The following is a 16786-nucleotide window of genomic DNA, read 5'->3' on the forward strand; positions in this document are numbered from 1 at the left end:
GCCAACGCTTGCCACCAGCGCGCATGGAAGTCCGCGCGATTTCGGCTTGGCCTTGCCTTAAGCTCTACGGCATGCGGGTATTCAATTGCGGGCATTGCGCCCACCTGGTTTTCTTTGACAGCGTGCAGTGCCTGCACTGCGGCAGCGCGCTGGCGTTTCTGCCGGATGCGCTGACCATGGCGGCTCTGGCGCCGGCGTTCCGGGACGGTCCGGGCCTGTGGCGACGCCTGGGCGGGGGCGGCGCTCTCCCGGACGGCGGGCGCCGGTACCGCATGTGCTGCAACCAGACCGAACAAGCCTGCAACTTTGCCGTTCCTGCCGACGACCCTGCGGTCCTGTGCGCGTCCTGCCGCCAGACCCGCGTGCTGCCGGACCTCTCGGATGCAGCCAACCTGGGCCGCTGCAAGCAGATCGAGGCGGCCAAGCGCCAGTTGTTCTACACCCTGGCCTGCCTGGGGCTGGAGCCTGCGCCGGGGCGCTCGGGCCCGGTGTTTGAATTTCTGGCGGACCTTCCGGGGGGGCCCGCCATCCTGACGGGGCACAACAACGGAACCATCACGCTGAATGTGTCCGAAGCGGACGATGGCGAGCGCGCGTGCCGGCGCATCGCGCTGGGCGAACCGTACCGCACGCTGATCGGCCATCTGCGCCACGAGTCCGGTCATTTCTACTGGAGTCCGCTGGTGCGCGACGGCGGGTGCATCGACGCCTTCCGCAGCCTGTTCGGTGACGAGCGCCAAGACTATGCGGCCGCGCTCGACGCCCACTACGCCAAGGGCAGCGCGGCGGGCGATTGGTCGGAGCAGTACGTCAGCGCGTACGCCGCTGCGCACCCCTGGGAGGACTGGGCGGAAACCTGGGCGCACTATTTGCACATGATCGATCTGCTGGAGACGGCCGCCAGCTACCAGGTGGGGATCACCGTTCCCGCCCCCCAGTCCGCGCTGCGCCACCAGGTGGCGGACCCGTTTGCCGCGCCGCGCCCGGCTTTTCTGGACATGGTGCGCCAGTGGGTTCCGCTCACGCTCATGCTCAACAGCCTGAACCGCAGCCTGGGGCAGAGCGACGCCTACCCGTTTGCGCTCTCATCCGGGGCCATCGACAAGCTGCGCTTCGTGCACGATCTGGTGTCGGTGTCGCGTCAGGCCCGGGACGCCGGTCGCTGACTTGCCGCTATGCTCGCAGCCCATGACGCATCCGACCCCCCCCACACCAGACAGCGAGGTACTTGCGCTGGCCCACGCCGACGTGGCCAGGGCCCTGGCCGAAGACCTGGGTGCCGGCGATCTGACGGCCGGCCTGATCGACCCCGCGTGCCGCGCGCGCGCCTGCATCCGTGCGCGCGAGGCGGCCGTGATCTGCGGCGCGCCCTGGGCCGAGGCCGCCCTGCGCGCGCTGGACCCCGCCGTGCAGCTGACCTGGCATGTGGCCGAGGGCCGGCGCTGCGCGCCCGACCAGGTGGTGCTCGAGGTCGCAGGCCAGGCGCGTGCGCTGCTCAGCGCCGAGCGCACGGCGCTGAACTTTCTGCAACTGCTCAGCGCCGTGGCGAGCAAGACGCGCATCTATGTGGATGCGGTCGCGGGCACGCGCGCGCGCATCGTGGACACGCGCAAGACCCTGCCGGGCCTGCGCCTGGCGCAAAAGTACGCCGTGCGCGTGGGCGGTGGCGGGAACCACCGCATCGGCCTGTACGACGCGGTGCTGATCAAGGAAAACCATATTGCCGCAGCCGGTGGCGTGGCCGCCGTGCTGCACGCCGCAGGGAAGCTGGCCGCGCAGGCGCAATTCATCCAGATTGAAGTGGAAACGCTGGAGCAGCTGACCGAGGCGCTGCACGCGGGCGCGCAGATGGTGCTGCTGGACAATATGCCGCTGCCCATGCTGCGCGAGGCCGTGCGCGTGAACGCGGGCCGCGCGGTGCTGGAAATCTCGGGCGGCGTCACGCTCGAAGGGCTGCGCGCGCTGGCCGAGACGGGCGTGGACCGCATCTCCGTCGGCACGCTGACCAAGGACGTGAAGGCCACCGACTTTTCCATGCGCCTGCAGGAGTTGTCATGAACGCAACCGCTGTACTGAACCGCATCGGCGTGGCCTACGAGCAGCCGCTGGACGCGCACGCCGCCGACGGCAGATGCGCCACCCGACAGGCCTGGGCGCGCGTTCCGCCCGAGCCTGCGCAGGCCGAGCGGGGGGCGCTGAAGGAAAGAATCCGCCGCCTGCTCAAGGAAAGAAACGCCTCCATGGTGTCGCACTACTACGTGCACCCGGACTTGCAGGACCTGGCCGAGGAGACGGGCGGGCTGGTCGGCGATTCGCTGGAGATGGCCCGCTTTGGCCGCGACCATGCCGCGCAGACGCTGGTGGTCTCGGGCGTGCGCTTCATGGGCGAGACGGCGAAGATTCTCTCGCCCGAAAAAACCATCCTCATGCCCGACCTGGACGCGAGCTGCTCGCTCGACCTGGGCTGCCCGGCGGACGCGTTCGGCGCGTTCTGCGCGGAGCACCCCGAGCGCAGCGTGGTGGTGTACGCGAATACCAGCGCCGCAGTGAAGGCGCGGGCCGACTGGGTCGTCACCTCCAGTTGCGCGCTGGAGATCGTGCGTGCGCTGCGCGCCGCGGGCCGGAAAATCCTGTGGGCGCCGGACCGCCACCTGGGCGCCTACATCCAGCGCGAGACGGGCGCCGACATGGTGTTCTGGAGCGGCGCCTGCATCGTGCACGACGAATTCAAGGCCTTCGAGCTCGAGGCGCTCAAGCAGGAGCACCCCCGGGCCAAGGTCCTGGTGCATCCCGAGAGCCCCGCCGAGGTGGTGGCGCTGGCCGACGCCGTGGGCTCCACCTCGGCGATTCTGAAGGCCGCGCGCGAAATGGACGCGCAGGAATTCATCGTTGCCACGGACAACGGCATGCTGCACAGGCTGCGCACGCAAAACCCCGACAAGGTCTTCCACGAGGCCCCCACGTCGGGCCATGGCGCCACCTGCAAGAGCTGCGCGCACTGCCCCTGGATGGCCATGAACGGCCTGGCCGGTGTGGTCCATGCATTGGAGACGGGCGCCAACGCCGTCCTCGTGGACCCGGCGCTCATCGCGCGCGCGCGCCAGCCCATCGACCGCATGCTGGCCTTCACCGCGGCGCTGCGCAGCGGGCAGCCTGCGGCCGGGCTGCTGCCGCATCTGGGGGCCGTTTGAGGAGGGTCCGGGGGTTCTACCCCGCGCCGCCCCTCGGGGGCAGATGATGCCGCGCGGGGGCGTCGGACTGCGGGAGCTCCCGTAGCGCGGCGATGCGCTGCACGAAGCGCGCAGGCTGCTCCAGAAAACCGTCCTCGTACCCCAGAACGCGCAGACCCGCGCAGGCGCCGAGCAGTTCGCCGGGCCGCAGCAGGAATTGCGGCCGGGTGGGCCGGCCCACGGTTTCCTGGCCCTGCGCAAAGGTCTCGCAGATCAGCAGACCACCGGGCGCGACGCTGTCCACGATGCGCGGCAGCAGGGGGCGCCACAGGTAGTTGGTGACCACCACGGCGCCGAACTGCCGCCCGGCAAGGGGCCAGGGGCCGCCCTCGACGTCGGCGCAGAGCATCTCGCCCAACCCGGCGCAGGCGGCGATGGCCTGCGCGCAGCGGTCCACCCCCACGACGCGATGCCCCAGGCCGCGCAGCCAGCGCAGATGGCGCCCCGCACCGCAGGCCACGTCCAGCGCCGTGCTGCCGGGCGCGATCAGGTGGCTCCAGCGGCAAAGCCATTCACTGGGGGCTTCGGCGGTGTGCATGGGGGTGTTGTCTTTCAATACAAAATATTGTATGGTCAGGGCGTGACCGAGCCAAAACCAATTGAGTTTCGTGGTAGCTCCCTCAATGACCTGCGGAGGTTCCCGATTGCGGCAAGACGCGAAGCGGGTCATCAACTCGATCGTGTGCAAAATGGTCAGGAGCCTGACGACTGGAAACCCATGAATACGGTGGGTCAGGGTGTGAAAGAGATCCGGATTCGGGATGCCGCCGGTGCATTCAGAGTCCTCTACGTTGCCAAGTTTTCTGATGCCGTCTACGTGCTTCACTGTTTCCAGAAAAAGACAGAGAAGACCAGCAAGACCGATGGGGACTTGGCCGCCAGGCGGTACCGCGATTTGTTGAAGGAGATGGGCCAATGAGAAGCCAGCGATTTACCAGCGTCTGGGACGCCATTGAGGGCACCCCGGAGGAAGCGGAAAACATGAAGCTGCGTTCCGCGTTGATGACGGCGCTGAAGAACCACTTGATCAAAACCGGAATCAGCCAGGTACAGGCCGCGCAGATTCTTGGCGTGACCCCGCCGCGTGTCTCCGACCTGGTGCGTGGAAAGATCAACCTGTTCAGCCTGGATGCGCTGGTGAACATGGCTGCGGCTGCGGGCCTGCACATCGAGGTGCGGATCCGGGAAACCGCATGATGCCGTGGGCCAGTGTCCTGCCCCGCGCTCAGTTTCTCGGCCGCAGCCGACCGAAGCGCCATAGGGGCTCGCTGAGGATGACCAGCAACGCCGCCCAGATGACCGAGAAGCACAGCAGCGTGTTGTTCGACAAGGGCTGGCGATAGAAAACGAGGGCGACCAACAGCTGTGTCGTCGGCAAGACGAACTGGAAGAAGCCCATGGCAGACAGCGGCAAATGCCCTGCCGCATACGCGAACAGCCACAGCGGAACCACGGACACCAGGCCGCATACCAGCAGCAGCACGGCCGTTGCCGCCGGCAGGTTGCCAGGCAAGGTCAGTGAAACCTGCGAGGCGGCCAGAAGAGGCAGCCACAGCACGCACAGCGTGAAAGTTTCCATGAAGAGCCCACCAAAGGGGTCGAGTGGCGTCAGTTTCTTTGCACAGGCGTAGCCGCCCCAGGTCACCCCGATGACCAAGTACACCCAATGATTGAGTTCACCACTGCGCAGCATCAGCGCAGCAACGGCCATCGCAATCACCACCAATCCCGCCAGCCGCACCGCGCTCAGCGTATCGCCAATCACCACCTTGGCTATTGCAATTGCGATGAACGGCGCAATCAGGTAGCCGAGACCACTTTCAACGACATGTCCGTGAATGGATGCCCAGATGAACGTGCCCCAGTTCAACACAACCAGGTATGCTGCTGCGGCATGGATGCCGACGGTACGCCAAGTGAGTTTCTCTACGAGAGCCCTGAAACGCTGCAACATCAGCATCGCCAGAGCCAATGTTGCAAGGGACAGGAAGATGCGATAGCCAAGCAGGGTTTCCGGTGAAATCACTGCGAGCTGCTTCCAGTAAAGCGAGGACGCGCCAAGGATCACATTCGCGACCACGCCAGCTCCCGCTGCCAACACATAGCGCGTATTGATTGGGCAGAACATTAGAAGCAGGCCCAGATCTGGTCGGCCAGCATCACCATGAAGCCCGGTGCGGTGTACATGCCAAACACCAGCAGGCACAGCAGCAGCGCCACGGCCCAGCCCAGCCAGCGCAGCGCACGTGGCAGCGCGGGGGGTGTGGGGCGGGGGGCGTCGTCCATGGTGCGCGGGCTCAGGCGGGTTGCGGCGCGTTGCGCCGGATGGGGCTTTCGTTCACGGGCAGGTTCACCAGGCCGGCGAATACGCCCAGGGCGATGGCGATGTACCAGACGATGTCGTAGCTGCCGGTGGTGTCGTACAGATAGCCCCCCAGCCACACGCCCATGAAACTGCCGATCTGGTGGCTGAAGAACACAAAGCCGCCGAGCATGGACAAATGCTGCACGCCGAAGATCTGGGCGATGGTGGCGTTGGTCGGTGGCACGGTCGAGAGCCACAGCGCGCCGATCACGGCGGAGAACAGGTACACCGACGCGGGCGAGAGCGGTGCGAGCAGAAACAGGCTGATTGCCACGGCGCGCGCAAAGTAGATGAAGGACAGGATCTGGCGCTTGGGCAGGCGCTGGCCCAGCATGCCGGCGACGTAGGTGCCAAACACGTTGAACAGCCCGATGAGTGCCAGCGCGTAGCTGGCCACCTGGGGCGACAGGCCGTGGTCCCGCAGGTAGCTGGGCATGTGCACGCCGATGAACACCACCTGGAAACCGCACACGAAGTAGCCCGCCATCAGCAGGTTGAAACTGGGGTAGCGCAGGGCCTCGCCGAGCGCCTGCACGATGGTCTGCTCGCGCCTGGGCGGCGCCGCGCCCCGGAACCCGGGTTCGCGCAGGCCAAGGGCCAGTGGCGCGATCAGCAGCACCATGGCCGCCAGCGCCAGCAGGGCCTGTTGCCAGCCCAGACTGGCGATCAGCCAGCCTTCCACGGGAACCATCAGGAATTGGCCGAACGATCCGGCGGCCGCCGCCATGCCCATGGCCCAGGACCGGCGCTCGGGGGCAATCTGCCGGCCGATCACGCCGTAGACCACGGCGTAGGTGGTGCCGGCCTGCGCCGCGCCGGTCAGCACCCCGGCGGTCAGCGCGAACAGCGTCGGCGTGGGCGCCAGCGCCATGCCCGCGAGCCCCAGGCCGTAGAGCACGGCGCCGCCCAGGAGCACGCGCAAGGCGCCAAACCGGTCCGCGAGCATGCCCGCAAAAATGCCGATGAATCCCCAGGAGAGGTTCTGGATCGCCAGCGCCAGGGCAAACGACTGGCGCGTCCAGCCCCGCTCCTGCGTGATGGGCAGCAGCCATAACCCGAAGCCGTGGCGGATGCCCATGGACAGGGTCACGATGGCCGCTCCGCAAACGAGCACCTGGAGCATCGACAGTTTGGGCGGATTCATACGCGTATCCCTGTACATGTGCATCCACAAGAATGTAGCCGGATTGCCTGCTGCGCGCCGGTGCAGCGGGGCGCGGGGCAGGGGGCGGACATCTGTTTTTTTATCCAGATTTTGCTGCAATGCCACATTACAATTCGCGCCCATGGCTGCAAAACCCTCCTCCGTCTTTGCGGGCGAATACTCCGAAGGCTCGATCCGCGTTCTCAAGGGCCTGGAGCCCGTCAAGCAGCGTCCGGGCATGTACACCCGCACCGACACCCCCCTGCACATCGTGCAGGAGGTGCTGGACAACGCCGCCGACGAGGCGCTCGCCGGGTACGGAAAAAAGATCCGCGTCACGCTGCACGCCGATGGTTCGGTGGGCGTCGAGGACGACGGGCGCGGAATTCCCTTTGGCATGCACCCCGAGGAAAAGGCCCCGGTGATCGAGCTCGTCTTCACGCGCCTGCACGCGGGCGGCAAGTTCGACAAGGGCCAGGGCGGCGCCTACAGCTTCTCGGGCGGCCTGCACGGCGTGGGGGTGAGCGTGACGAACGCGCTGGCCACGCGCCTGGAGGCCACGAGCCACCGCGAAGGCCAGTCCGCGCGCCTGGTGTTCGCGGGCGGCGAAGTCGTCGAACCCCTGGTCTGCCGGCCGCTCGAGGCGGGCGAGCGCAGGCAGGGCACCACGGTGCGCGTATGGCCCGACGCCAAGTACTTCGAATCCAGCGCGCTGCCCATGGGCGAGCTCAGCCATTTGCTGCGCAGCAAGGCAGTGCTGATGCCGGGCGTGTCGGTTTCGCTGGTGCACGAAAAGACCCGCGAGACGCAAACCTGGCAGTACAAGGGCGGCCTGCGCGACTACCTGATGCAGAGCCTGGGCGCCGAACCGGTGATCCCCCTGTTCGAGAGCGAGGGCTTTGTTGACGGTGGCAGCGAGAGCTTTGCCGAAGGCGAGGGCGCAGCCTGGTGCGTGGCCTTCACCGAGGACGGTGCGCCCATGCGCGAGAGCTACGTCAACCTGATTCCCACGAGCGCCGGCGGAACGCACGAGAGCGGCCTGCGCGACGGGCTGTTCAACGCCGTCAAAAGCTTCATCGAACTGCACAGCCTGCTGCCCAAGGGCGTGAAGCTGCTGCCCGAAGACGTTTTTGCGCGCGCCAGCTACGTGCTCAGCGCCAAGGTGCTGGACCCCCAGTTCCAGGGGCAGATCAAGGAACGGCTGAACTCGCGCGACGCCGTGCGGCTGGTCAGCGGCTTCGTGCGCCCGGCGCTCGAGCTGTGGCTCAACCAGCATGTCGAATACGGCAAGAGACTCGCGGAACTGGCCATACAGGCCGCGCAGACGCGCCAGAAGGCGGGGCAGAAGGTGGAAAAGCGCAGGGGCTCGGGCGTGGCCGTTCTGCCCGGCAAGCTCACCGACTGCGAGAGCCGCGACCTCGGCCGCAACGAGGTGTTCCTGGTCGAGGGCGACTCCGCCGGCGGCAGCGCCAAGATGGGCCGCGACAAGGAAAGCCAGGCCATCCTGCCGCTGCGCGGCAAGGTGCTCAATACCTGGGAGGTGGAGCGCGACCGGCTGTTTGCGAACAACGAAATCCACGACATCTCGGTGGCCATCGGCGTGGATCCCCATGGCCCCGGCGACGTACCCGACCTGTCGGGCCTGCGCTACGGCAAGGTGTGCATCCTGAGCGACGCGGACGTGGACGGAGCGCATATCCAGGTGCTGCTGCTCACGCTGTTCCTGCGGCATTTCCCCGGGCTCATCGAGGCCGGCCATGTCTATGTGGCGCGCCCCCCGCTGTTTCGCGTGGACGTGCCCGCGCGCGGCAAGAAGCCTGCGGCCAAGATGTACGCGCTCGACGAGGGCGAACTCGGCGCCATCCTCGACAAATGCGCCAAGGAAGGCGTGGCGCGCGAGAAATGCCAGATCAGCCGCTTCAAGGGCCTGGGCGAGATGAACGCCGGGCAACTGTGGGAGACCACGCTGAACCCCGACACCCGGCGCCTGCTGCCGGTGCAACTGGGCAGCGTGGACTTTGCCGCCACCGAGGAACGCATCACCAAGCTCATGGGCAAGGGCGAGGCGGCGGCCCGGCGCGCGCTCATGGAACTGCACGGCGACGCGGTCGAGATCGACATCTGACTCGGGAAGAACAAGCACAATGGCGGGCCCCGGGAACAACGGCGTACCGACCCGGCAAGCCGCCGACACGGGTTTTCGTTTTGCCGGCGCAGCCGTAGCGCCGCTCTCTGCCCAACCGAGGATTCCATGCCGATCTGGAAAAAACCCACCGACCTGAACCAGCTCAACGCCGCCAACCAAGGCACCGCCGCCCAGCACCTGGGCGTAGAGATCGTCGAGCTGGGCGACGATTTCCTGCGCGGCCGTGTGCCCGTGGACCAGCGCACCAGGCAGCCGTTCGGGCTGCTGCACGGGGGCGTGAGCGTGCTGCTCGCCGAGTCGCTGGGCTCCATCGGCGCCTACTGCGCGAGCCCCGAGGGGCACAACGCCGTGGGCCTGGACATCAACGCGAACCACCTGCGCCCTGTCACCAGCGGCTGGGTCACGGGAACGGCGCGGCCGGTGCATCTGGGGCGCAGCACGCAGGTGTGGCAGATCGACCTGGTCAACGAGGCCGGCGAGCTGACCTGCGTCTCGCGCCTGACCATGGCCATCCTGGTGCAGCGCTGAGGGGGCCCCTGGCCCGGGTCAATCTCCCGCGGTCGCGAGGAAATCGCGGCTGATGCCGCCGCCCAGGTCGTTGATGCGATCCAGGAACTGCGTGAGGAACGCGTGCAGCCCCGTCTTTCGTTTCGCTGGGCTCCATCGGCGCCTACTGCGCGAGCCCCGAGGGGCACAACGCCGTGGGCCTGGACATCAACGCGAACCACCTGCGCCCTGTCACCAGCGGCTGGGTCACGGGAACGGCGCGGCCGGTGCATCTGGGGCGCAGCACGCAGGTGTGGCAGATCGACCTGGTCAACGAGGCCGGCGAGCTGACCTGCGTCTCGCGCCTGACCATGGCCATCCTGGTGCAGCGCTGAGGGGGCCCCTGGCCCGGGTCAATCTCCCGCGGTCGCGAGGAAATCGCGGCTGATGCCGCCGCCCAGGTCGTTGATGCGGTCCAGGAACTGCGTGAGGAACGCGTGCAGCCCCGTCGCCAGGATCTCGTCGATGCGGCCGTACTGCAGGTCGGCCAGCAGGCGCCCGGCGCGGCGCCGGGTTTCGGCAGACTGCTCGTTGGCGAGCAGCGCCAGGTTGTCCACCACTTCGCGCAGGCAGGCGTGCAGCGAGCGCGGCATGTCGCGGCGCAGGATCAGCAGATCGGCCACACGCCCGGGGGTGATCACGTCGCGGTACACCTTGCGGTAGACCTCGAAGGCCGAGACGCTGCGCAGGATGGCGCTCCAGTGGTAGAAGTCGCGCTCCTGGTTGCGCTCGCTGGCGCGGCCGAAGAAGTCGTTCTTCACCGCGTGGAACTTCACGTCGAGCAGGCGTGCGGTGTTGTCGGCGCGCTCCAGGAAGGTCCCCATGCGCAGGAAGTGAAAGGCCTCGTCCTGCAGCATGGTTCCCAGCACCACGCCGCGCGACAGGTGCGAGCGGTATTTCACCCATTCAAAGAGTTGCCCCGGGTCGCGCTCGAAGGCGTCGCCTGCGAGTTGCCGCTGCAGTTCCAGCCAAGTCTGGTTCTGCGTCTCCCACACCTCGGTGGTGAGCGCACCGCGCACGGCGCGCGCGTTCTCGCGCGCTGCGCGCAGGCAGGACAGGATGGACGACGGATTGTTGCCGTCGCGCACCATGAATTCCAGCACGCGCTGCGGCGTGACCTGGCCATGTCTCGCGCTGTACGCGGGAATCAGCTCGCTGATGGACAGCAGGCCCTCCCAGCCCTCCTGCGCCACGTCGGCGGACTGCGGCAGCAGCGAGGTTTCGTAGCTGACGTTGAGCATGCGGGCGGTGTTCTCTGCCCGCTCGGTGTAGCGGGACATCCAGAACAAATGGTCGGCGGTGCGGCTCAGCATGCTTCGGTCCCTCCATGGCCCAAGACCCAGGTGTCCTTGGTTCCCCCGCCCTGCGAGGAATTCACCACCAGCGAGCCCTCCTGCAGCGCCACGCGCGTGAGGCCGCCGGCGACCATCTGCACTGTGCGGCCGCTGAGCACGAAGGGGCGCAGGTCGATGTGGCGCGGGGCGATGCCACGCTCCACGTAAGTGGGGCAGCTCGACAGGCTCAATGTGGGTTGCGCGATATAGCCTGCGGGGTTGGCCTGCAGCGCGCGGCGGAAGTCCTCGATCTCGGCCTGCGTCGCGGCCGGGCCGATGAGCATGCCGTAGCCGCCCGCGCCGTGCACCTCTTTCACCACCAGCTCGCCCAGGTGCGCGAGCACGTACTGCAACTCGTCCGGCCTGCGGCACATCCAGGTGGGGACGTTCTTGAGAATGGGTTCCTGGCCCAGGTAGAAGCGGATCATCTCGGGCACCTGGGGGTAGACCGACTTGTCGTCCGCGACGCCGATCCCCACGGCGTTGCAGATGCCGACGTGGCCTGCGCGGTAGGCGTCCATCAGGCCATGGCAGCCCAGCGTGGAGTTGCGGCGGAACACCTGCGGATCGAGGAAATCGTCGTCCACCCGCCGGTAGATCACGTCCACGCGCTGCAGGCCGCGCGTGGTGCGCATGTAGACGAAGCCGTCCCGGACCACGAGGTCCTGCCCTTCGACCAGTTCCACGCCCATCTGCTGCGCCAGGAAGGCGTGCTCGAAGTACGCGCTGTTGTGCATGCCGGGTGTCAGCACCACCACCGTGGGCTCGTCCGACGTCGCGGGGGCGCTGGCGCGCAGGGTCTCGAGCAGCATGTCGGGGTAGTGCGCGACCGGCGCCACCTTGTGCAGGCTGAACAGTTCGGGGAACAGACGCATCATCATCTTGCGGTTTTCGAGCATGTAGCTCACGCCGCTGGGGACGCGCAGGTTGTCTTCGAGCACGTAGTACTCGCCCACGCCCTGCGCGTCGGGCGCGCGCACGATGTCGATTCCGGCGATGTGCGCGTAGATGTCCTGCGGCACGGACAGGCCCGCCATTTCGGGCCGGTACTGGGCGTTGCCGACGATGAGGTCGGCGGCGACGACGCCGGCGCGCACGATGTCCTGGCCGTGGTAGATGTCGTGGATGAAGCGGTTGAGCGCCGTGACCCGCTGCACCAGCCCCTGTTGCAGGCGGCTCCACTCGTGCGCCGGGATGATGCGCGGGATCAGGTCGAACGGGATCAGGCGCTCGTTGCCCACTCCGTCCTCGTCCTTGGCGCCGTAGACGGCAAAGGTGATCCCCACGCGCCGGAAGATCATCTCGGCTTCGGCCCGGCGCGCCTGCATTCCCTCGGGGGGCTGCTGGTCCAGCCACTGCGCGTAGCGCGCGTAATGCGCCCGCACGGCGCCGCCGTCCATAGGCTGCTTGGCATACATCTCGTCGAATTGCTGCATGAACCGGCCTCCTGGCGCAGAGGATAGCAAGTTATGCGCCCGTGCACGGCGCAGCAGCCCCTGCCGGCAGCGCGCCGTCGCCTATCCACCCCGCGCCAGGGGTCATTCGCCGCGTGGGGGCACGCGGTGCTGCCAATACCGGCGCCCGGTGTCGCGTGCGCAGGCCACCACCCCGGGCCGGGCCGAGGACCAGCTGGCGGCGCCGCAGCGCGCGGACTCCAGCACCCGGACGCCGCGCGCCTGGTAGCGTCGCAACACCTCGGGCGCCGGATGGCCGAAGCGGTTGCGGTAGCCGGCCTGCACCAAGGCGGCGCGTGGCCGGACGGCGTCCAGAAACGCGGGCGACGAGGAGGTCTTGCTGCCATGGTGCGGCACCAGCAGCAGGTCGGCCTGCAGCGCCGCGCCGCGCGCCACCAGGGCCCGCTCCTGCGCGGCCTCGATGTCCCCGGCGAGCAGGGCCGCGGGCGCCCCTGCGGCCGCGATGCGCAGCACGCAACTCAGGGCATTCGGACGCGGCGCGCGGCGCTGCCCGGGGGCGGCGTCTCCGGGCAGCGGGTGCAGCAGCTCGAAGCGCACGCCGTCCCATTCCCAGCGCTGGCCGGCGAGGCAGGGCTGGACGGGGCGCAGTTCCTGCAATGCATGCCCGGCCTCGATCGAGCCGCTGAGCGCGGCCTGTGGCTGCTGCGCCAGCACGGCCGCGGCGCCGCCGCTGTGGTCCGCGTCGCGGTGGCTGAGCATGAGCAGATCCACCCGCTCGCCGAGCGCGCGCAGCAAGGGCACCAGCACGCGCTGCCCGGCGTCGCTCTCGCGGCTGAAACGCGGACCCGCGTCGTAGAGCAGCGTGTGGTTGGCGGTGCGCACCAGCACCGCGCCGCCCTGGCCAACGTCTGCTGCGAGCAAGTCGAACTGCCCCGGCGGCGGCCGCGCGGGCTGCCAGCACAGCGCCGGCCAGAGCAATGGCAGCGCCAGCAGGCGCAAGCGCCAGGGCATGCGCAGCGCCAGCAGCGCGCCGCCCAGCACCGCCGCGCTACCCGCCCACAGCGGCGCCGCAGGCAGAAACAGCACCGCCCAGGGCCATTGCGCGAGCCATTGCAGCCAGGCCATCAGCGGTTGCAGACTGAGCGCCGCCAGGTCCCACAGCGGCGCCCACAGCGCACCGCCGAGCGCCAGCGGCGTCACCACCAGCGTGACCCAGGGAATCGCCGCCAGGTTGGCCACGAAACCCAGCAGCGGGACCTGGGCAAACAGCAGCAGGCCCAGGGGCGTGAGCGCCAGCGTGACCACCCACTGCTCGCGCAGCAGCGCGTGGAATCGGCCGATGGCGCCAGAAGCGGAAGCCCTGTCGGCGACCGGATTCGTGGCAAACAACATCCCCACCGCGACGAAGCTCAGCCAGAAGCCCGCCTGCGCCAGCGCCCAGGGATCGACCAGCACCACCGCCGCGCAGGCCAGCAGCCAGACCTGCGGCCAGGGCCAGCGCCGCCCGCTCAGCTGCAGCAGCGCCACGCTGGCGAGCATGATCACCGTGCGCTGCGCGGGAACGCCCCAGCCGCTGAAGAGCGCATACGCGGCGGCCAGCGCCACCCCGGCGACCAGCGCCGCAGACGGCGCCGGCACCGCCAGGCACAGGCGCGCGGAGCGCCGCCAGAGCATGCGCACCAGCAGCGCGGCGAGCCACGCGAACAAGGTGATGTGCAGGCCCGAAATGCTCATGAGGTGCGCCACCCCGGTGGCGCGGAACAGATCCCAGTCCGCGCGGTCGATGGCGCGCTGGTCGCCCGTGACCAGCGCCGCAACGACACCGGCAATGCGCGCGCGGCCCGGGTCGCCGCCCTCTGCGGTTTCCGCGCCCTGCGCGCTGCGGCCCAGGCGCTCCAGGATGGTGTCGCGCACGGACTGGCGCAACTGCTCCACGGGGTAGCACCAGGTGGACGCCAGGCGCCGCGGCGCTTCGTCCCTCGGGCCCGTGCGCACATAGCCGGTGGCCTGCACGCCCTGCTCCCAGAGCCACAGCTCGTAGTCAAAACCATGGGGGTTGTACAGGCCGTGCGGCGCTTTCAGGCGCAGCGTCAGATCCCAGCGCTCACCCGCGCGCACCGTGGGGGGGCGGCGCTGCACGTCTGCGTCCACGGCCTCGTCCGCGCCGCGCAAGGCCCCGCCGTACCAGGCCACTTCGACAAGCGGCGGCAGGCGCACGGGCGCGCCCTGCAGGTGTGCGGTCTCCACCGCCAGACGCAGGCGGGTACCCGCCGCGTGGGTCTGCGGCATGGCCGCGACCAGCCCCGTTACGCGGATGTCCCGCCCTTCCAGCGCGGGCGCCAGGGCCAGCTCCATGTAGCCCGAAGCGCGCAGACCGCAGACCGCGAACATGGCTGCGGCACCGCTTCCCCCGGCGAGCACGGGCGACGCCATCACCAGAGCCCAGGCCCACCGCGATGCGCGGGGCCTGGCCGCCGCAAGCGCGCAGCATGCTGCCGGCACAAGCGCGCAGCACAGCAAGGCCCAGTACACCAGGGGTGGCCACAGCCAAGGCTGCTGCAACGCAAGCGCCGCGCCCGCCACAAGGCCCAGCAGCAGGGCGGGCAGCAGCCAGGCAGCGGCGCGCGGCAGGCCCCCTGCACCCGGTGCGCGGTCGGGGTCGGTCATAAGGGCGGCAGGGGCGCTTATGGCGTGCATGGACGGATGCTAATGCAGCGCTGGCGCAGGCCCTGTGCATGTGCCACGATCGCAGCAGAACAGAACAGGACCGGGGACTGAACGATGCAACAAGTTACGGACCTGCACGAGCTGGCCGCCCAGCTTCAGGCAGCGCAGAGAGACGTCGATTCTGCGCGGAGCGTGGTGGCCCACGACAAGCAGGAGCGAGCTGGTTCATTGGCTGCGCGCCTTGTGGACGCACTCACCACGACACAGCCCGAGGCCGTCTTGAACGCCGCCCAGGCCCGGCTTGCGGAAGTCACGCAGAAGGGCAGGGCGGCGGCTCGCGAGTGGATCGTTGAAACGGCTTGCCAACGTCTTGCAGAGCAGGCCGCAGACGCAGGGCAGCACCGCGACCAGGGCCAGCGGCTGGAGTGCGTGCAGGCGAGGGCAGGACAGGTGCGGCGCTGGCTGGAACTGGCCCAGGAGGCCGACAGCCGACTTTCCGATGCGCGTAGAGCTTGCGAATCGGCTTCCACGACCGAACTGCTGGATGCGGTAAGCAAGAGCAAGGCGATCTCGGTGCTTTCGTGCATGAGCACGTCGAGCGCGGCCGATTTGATCATGCGCGCCGGCCAGGCCGTCCGGGCGCTGGCCGAGGCGCTGCCGAAGCATGCGGAACAGGCTTCGATGGACCTGCCTGGCGACTTGTGCGATCTCGTGGTGGATCTGGTCTTCAATCCGGGCTTCGATGTGCTTTCGTGGTTCAACGTGATGCGGCTGGGCGATGCCGCGCGCCAATGCAAGTAGGCGGCCGACAAGCTCCGGCCCTTGCTGGATCGACTCGCCAAGCTGGCCGCCGATGCCCAGGCCAAGGCCGAGCAGGAGAGGGCGGCACTCCAAAGGGGGATATCTACTGTGTCGTTCGGGATTTGACCAGCGAGCCCGTTCGTGGGGTATTACTTTTTCGAATGAAGTGCATCGTTATTACTCATTGGACAGTGTCGGCCTGATTCGGCATAGTTTGAACCGTCTACTGTTCCAATTTCGGGGACTGTTCAACCTTTGAAGGAATTTCATGAACAAACTCGTTGCTATCCTCCCGTTCAATCTGGATCACACCAGCCACGCTGGTCAATCGCAATTGGATGATCCGATCGAAGCACTGGCTCGTACTGTCTACAGCAGTTCGGCTCTCAATAATGAATTCTACGATTTGTGGACATCCAGGCCTCTGGTTGCGGTGCAGATCGCGGTTTTCGCGAGGAACTACGGTGAATTCAATCGAGCATTTCCGGAAGTTCTGTCCGTTATGATCAGCAGCACGCGGAATGTGTATGCACGTACCGAATACGCAAAAACTCTGTACTCTGAAATGGGCTATGGAGTGGTAGAAAAAGCCCACTCTAATCTGTTTGATAGTTGGTTGTTCGAGCTTGGGAAAAAACTTGGTGAACCGGAGATGCTGAGTTGGAAAACAATTGAGCGAAACATTACTCCACTTCCGGAGACGTACGCTCTGATCGAAGGGGAGAAATCCATGTATGGGAGTGATAATGCCACAGGCTCTGGTGCTCAACTGGCGCTTGAGTGGCAAGCCTACACCATGCTGCGTAAGATGTATGACGGTGCGGTGCAATACAAGCACCTATGGGTGATTGAAGACGAGTTTCACGAAGCATGCGAGTACTTCTATGCTCACATCGGTGCAGCGGAAAAAGAGCACAAGATCGAGTCACTGAACGGTGCTCGGCAGTTTTACATTGATGCAAACTCTTGGCTGCGTATCCAAAACGGCTTCCACCAACATATTGAGCTCTTCGGGGTATTTTGGAATGCGATTGCCAAGGAGATGCAGCGAGTAGTCTAAAAAGGAAAATACTGATTCCGGATCAGTACCCCATCTACTGGTTCGCATCAGCGCGATGCTGATGTGATGAATGATCTT

16 protein-coding genes and 1 pseudogene are annotated in these 16786 nt (G+C 67.3%); 10 read left to right on the top strand and 7 right to left on the bottom strand.

The genetic code is table 11. The annotated features are described in order from the left end of the window. Window positions 1-71 precede the first annotated feature (71 nt). From D5041_RS06930 to nadA, 3 genes are read left to right on the top strand one after another with little or no spacing between them, the layout of a single operon-like run. The gene (locus tag D5041_RS06930; protein ID WP_265284175.1) at window positions 72-1166 is read left to right on the top strand and encodes a zinc-binding metallopeptidase family protein; all 1095 of its coding nucleotides are present in this window, start codon (window positions 72-74) and stop codon (window positions 1164-1166) included. 22 nt (window positions 1167-1188) lie between these two features. Continuing rightward, the gene (nadC, locus tag D5041_RS06935) at window positions 1189-2058 is read left to right on the top strand and encodes a carboxylating nicotinate-nucleotide diphosphorylase (protein ID WP_265284177.1); all 870 of its coding nucleotides are present in this window, start codon (window positions 1189-1191) and stop codon (window positions 2056-2058) included. Continuing rightward, window positions 2055-3191, top strand: a complete 1137-nt coding sequence (nadA, locus tag D5041_RS06940; RefSeq protein ID WP_265284178.1) for a quinolinate synthase NadA — start codon at window positions 2055-2057, stop codon at window positions 3189-3191. Before nadC ends, nadA begins: the two co-directional genes overlap by 4 nt. 16 nt (window positions 3192-3207) lie before the next feature. Here the strand turns inward: nadA and D5041_RS06945 are convergent, their stop codons facing one another. Then, complete coding sequence (locus tag D5041_RS06945) at window positions 3208-3768, bottom strand: class I SAM-dependent methyltransferase (protein WP_265284179.1); 561 nt, start codon at window positions 3766-3768, stop codon at window positions 3208-3210. Between the two features lie 42 nt (window positions 3769-3810). Here D5041_RS06945 and D5041_RS06950 point away from each other — a divergent pair, with 42 nt between their 5' ends. Then, window positions 3811-4149 (top strand): type II toxin-antitoxin system RelE/ParE family toxin, encoded by a 339-nt coding sequence (locus D5041_RS06950; RefSeq protein WP_029554102.1) that lies wholly within the window; start codon window positions 3811-3813, stop codon window positions 4147-4149. After that, on the top strand, window positions 4146-4427 hold the full coding sequence (locus D5041_RS06955) for a helix-turn-helix domain-containing protein (protein ID WP_265257870.1): 282 nt from the start codon (window positions 4146-4148) through the stop codon (window positions 4425-4427). The genes D5041_RS06950 and D5041_RS06955 overlap by 4 nt, the downstream gene beginning before the upstream one ends. A gap of 28 nt (window positions 4428-4455) precedes the next feature. Here the strand turns inward: D5041_RS06955 and D5041_RS06960 are convergent, their stop codons facing one another. Genes D5041_RS06960 through D5041_RS06970 form a run of 3 tightly spaced genes read right to left on the bottom strand, consistent with a single transcriptional unit; the run spans window position 4456 to window position 6739 of the window. After that, window positions 4456-5358, bottom strand: coding sequence for an EamA family transporter (locus D5041_RS06960; protein WP_265284180.1), 903 nt, complete (start codon window positions 5356-5358; stop codon window positions 4456-4458). Beyond that, a complete protein-coding gene (locus D5041_RS06965; RefSeq protein ID WP_265257868.1) occupies window positions 5358-5516 on the bottom strand; it encodes a hypothetical protein in 159 nt (52 codons plus the stop codon). The genes D5041_RS06960 and D5041_RS06965 overlap by 1 nt, the downstream gene beginning before the upstream one ends. An 11-nt stretch (window positions 5517-5527) precedes the next feature. After that, entirely contained in the window at window positions 5528-6739 is a 1212-nt protein-coding gene (locus D5041_RS06970; protein ID WP_407702235.1) for an MFS transporter, read from the bottom strand. Between the two features lie 142 nt (window positions 6740-6881). On the opposite strand from D5041_RS06970, the gene D5041_RS06975 reads away from it, so the two are divergent. From D5041_RS06975 to D5041_RS06985, 3 genes and pseudogenes are all read left to right on the top strand, one after another. Continuing rightward, window positions 6882-8864 carry a DNA topoisomerase IV subunit B gene (locus tag D5041_RS06975; protein ID WP_265284182.1) on the top strand — a complete coding sequence of 661 codons (1983 nt, stop codon included), beginning with the start codon at window positions 6882-6884 and terminating at the stop codon, window positions 8862-8864. 126 nt (window positions 8865-8990) lie between these two features. Then, entirely contained in the window at window positions 8991-9413 is a 423-nt protein-coding gene (locus D5041_RS06980; protein ID WP_265283169.1) for a hotdog fold thioesterase, read from the top strand. 122 nt (window positions 9414-9535) lie between these two features. Continuing rightward, window positions 9536-9766: pseudogene (locus tag D5041_RS06985) on the top strand (hotdog fold thioesterase); the annotation flags it as partial. Between the two features lie 18 nt (window positions 9767-9784). Here the strand turns inward: D5041_RS06985 and D5041_RS06990 are convergent. The 3 genes from D5041_RS06990 to D5041_RS07000 all read right to left on the bottom strand — a co-directional run bounded on the left by D5041_RS06990 (window position 9785) and on the right by D5041_RS07000 (window position 14847). Beyond that, entirely contained in the window at window positions 9785-10744 is a 960-nt protein-coding gene (locus D5041_RS06990; RefSeq protein ID WP_265257864.1) for an alpha-E domain-containing protein, read from the bottom strand. Then, the gene (locus D5041_RS06995) at window positions 10738-12201 is read right to left on the bottom strand and encodes a circularly permuted type 2 ATP-grasp protein (RefSeq protein ID WP_010103490.1); all 1464 of its coding nucleotides are present in this window, start codon (window positions 12199-12201) and stop codon (window positions 10738-10740) included. The genes D5041_RS06990 and D5041_RS06995 overlap by 7 nt, the downstream gene beginning before the upstream one ends. Before the next feature lie 102 nt (window positions 12202-12303). After that, a complete protein-coding gene (locus D5041_RS07000; RefSeq protein WP_265284183.1) occupies window positions 12304-14847 on the bottom strand; it encodes a DNA internalization-related competence protein ComEC/Rec2 in 2544 nt (847 codons plus the stop codon). Between the two features lie 114 nt (window positions 14848-14961). On the opposite strand from D5041_RS07000, the gene D5041_RS07005 reads away from it, so the two are divergent. Both D5041_RS07005 and D5041_RS07010 read left to right on the top strand, forming a co-directional pair. Then, window positions 14962-15648, top strand: coding sequence for a hypothetical protein (locus tag D5041_RS07005; protein WP_265284185.1), 687 nt, complete (start codon window positions 14962-14964; stop codon window positions 15646-15648). Between the two features lie 268 nt (window positions 15649-15916). Continuing rightward, the gene (locus tag D5041_RS07010; protein ID WP_265284186.1) at window positions 15917-16708 is read left to right on the top strand and encodes an iron-containing redox enzyme family protein; all 792 of its coding nucleotides are present in this window, start codon (window positions 15917-15919) and stop codon (window positions 16706-16708) included. Window positions 16709-16786 lie beyond the last annotated feature (78 nt).

This window comes from Verminephrobacter aporrectodeae subsp. tuberculatae, from assembly GCF_026127385.1.
Classification (GTDB): domain Bacteria; phylum Pseudomonadota; class Gammaproteobacteria; order Burkholderiales; family Burkholderiaceae_C; genus Acidovorax; species Acidovorax aporrectodeae.

What these genes read in the sequence shown, in the direction of transcription:
- D5041_RS06970 (WP_407702235.1), bottom strand. Translation starts at nt 6,739, where the DNA reads ATGAATCCGCCCAAACTGTCGATGCTCCAGGTGCTCGTTTGCGGAGCG.
- D5041_RS06965 (WP_265257868.1), bottom strand. Translation starts at nt 5,516, where the DNA reads ATGGACGACGCCCCCCGCCCCACACCCCCCGCGCTGCCACGTGCGCTG.
- D5041_RS07000 (WP_265284183.1), bottom strand. Translation starts at nt 14,847, where the DNA reads ATGACCGACCCCGACCGCGCACCGGGTGCAGGGGGCCTGCCGCGCGCC.
- D5041_RS06995 (WP_010103490.1), bottom strand. Translation starts at nt 12,201, where the DNA reads ATGCAGCAATTCGACGAGATGTATGCCAAGCAGCCTATGGACGGCGGC.
- D5041_RS07010 (WP_265284186.1), top strand. Translation starts at nt 15,917, where the DNA reads ATGAACAAACTCGTTGCTATCCTCCCGTTCAATCTGGATCACACCAGC.
- D5041_RS06975 (WP_265284182.1), top strand. Translation starts at nt 6,882, where the DNA reads ATGGCTGCAAAACCCTCCTCCGTCTTTGCGGGCGAATACTCCGAAGGC.
- D5041_RS06955 (WP_265257870.1), top strand. Translation starts at nt 4,146, where the DNA reads ATGAGAAGCCAGCGATTTACCAGCGTCTGGGACGCCATTGAGGGCACC.
- nadC (WP_265284177.1), top strand. Translation starts at nt 1,189, where the DNA reads ATGACGCATCCGACCCCCCCCACACCAGACAGCGAGGTACTTGCGCTG.
- D5041_RS06945 (WP_265284179.1), bottom strand. Translation starts at nt 3,768, where the DNA reads ATGCACACCGCCGAAGCCCCCAGTGAATGGCTTTGCCGCTGGAGCCAC.
- nadA (WP_265284178.1), top strand. Translation starts at nt 2,055, where the DNA reads ATGAACGCAACCGCTGTACTGAACCGCATCGGCGTGGCCTACGAGCAG.
- D5041_RS06990 (WP_265257864.1), bottom strand. Translation starts at nt 10,744, where the DNA reads ATGCTGAGCCGCACCGCCGACCATTTGTTCTGGATGTCCCGCTACACC.
- D5041_RS06930 (WP_265284175.1), top strand. Translation starts at nt 72, where the DNA reads ATGCGGGTATTCAATTGCGGGCATTGCGCCCACCTGGTTTTCTTTGAC.
- D5041_RS07005 (WP_265284185.1), top strand. Translation starts at nt 14,962, where the DNA reads ATGCAACAAGTTACGGACCTGCACGAGCTGGCCGCCCAGCTTCAGGCA.
- D5041_RS06980 (WP_265283169.1), top strand. Translation starts at nt 8,991, where the DNA reads ATGCCGATCTGGAAAAAACCCACCGACCTGAACCAGCTCAACGCCGCC.
- D5041_RS06960 (WP_265284180.1), bottom strand. Translation starts at nt 5,358, where the DNA reads ATGTTCTGCCCAATCAATACGCGCTATGTGTTGGCAGCGGGAGCTGGC.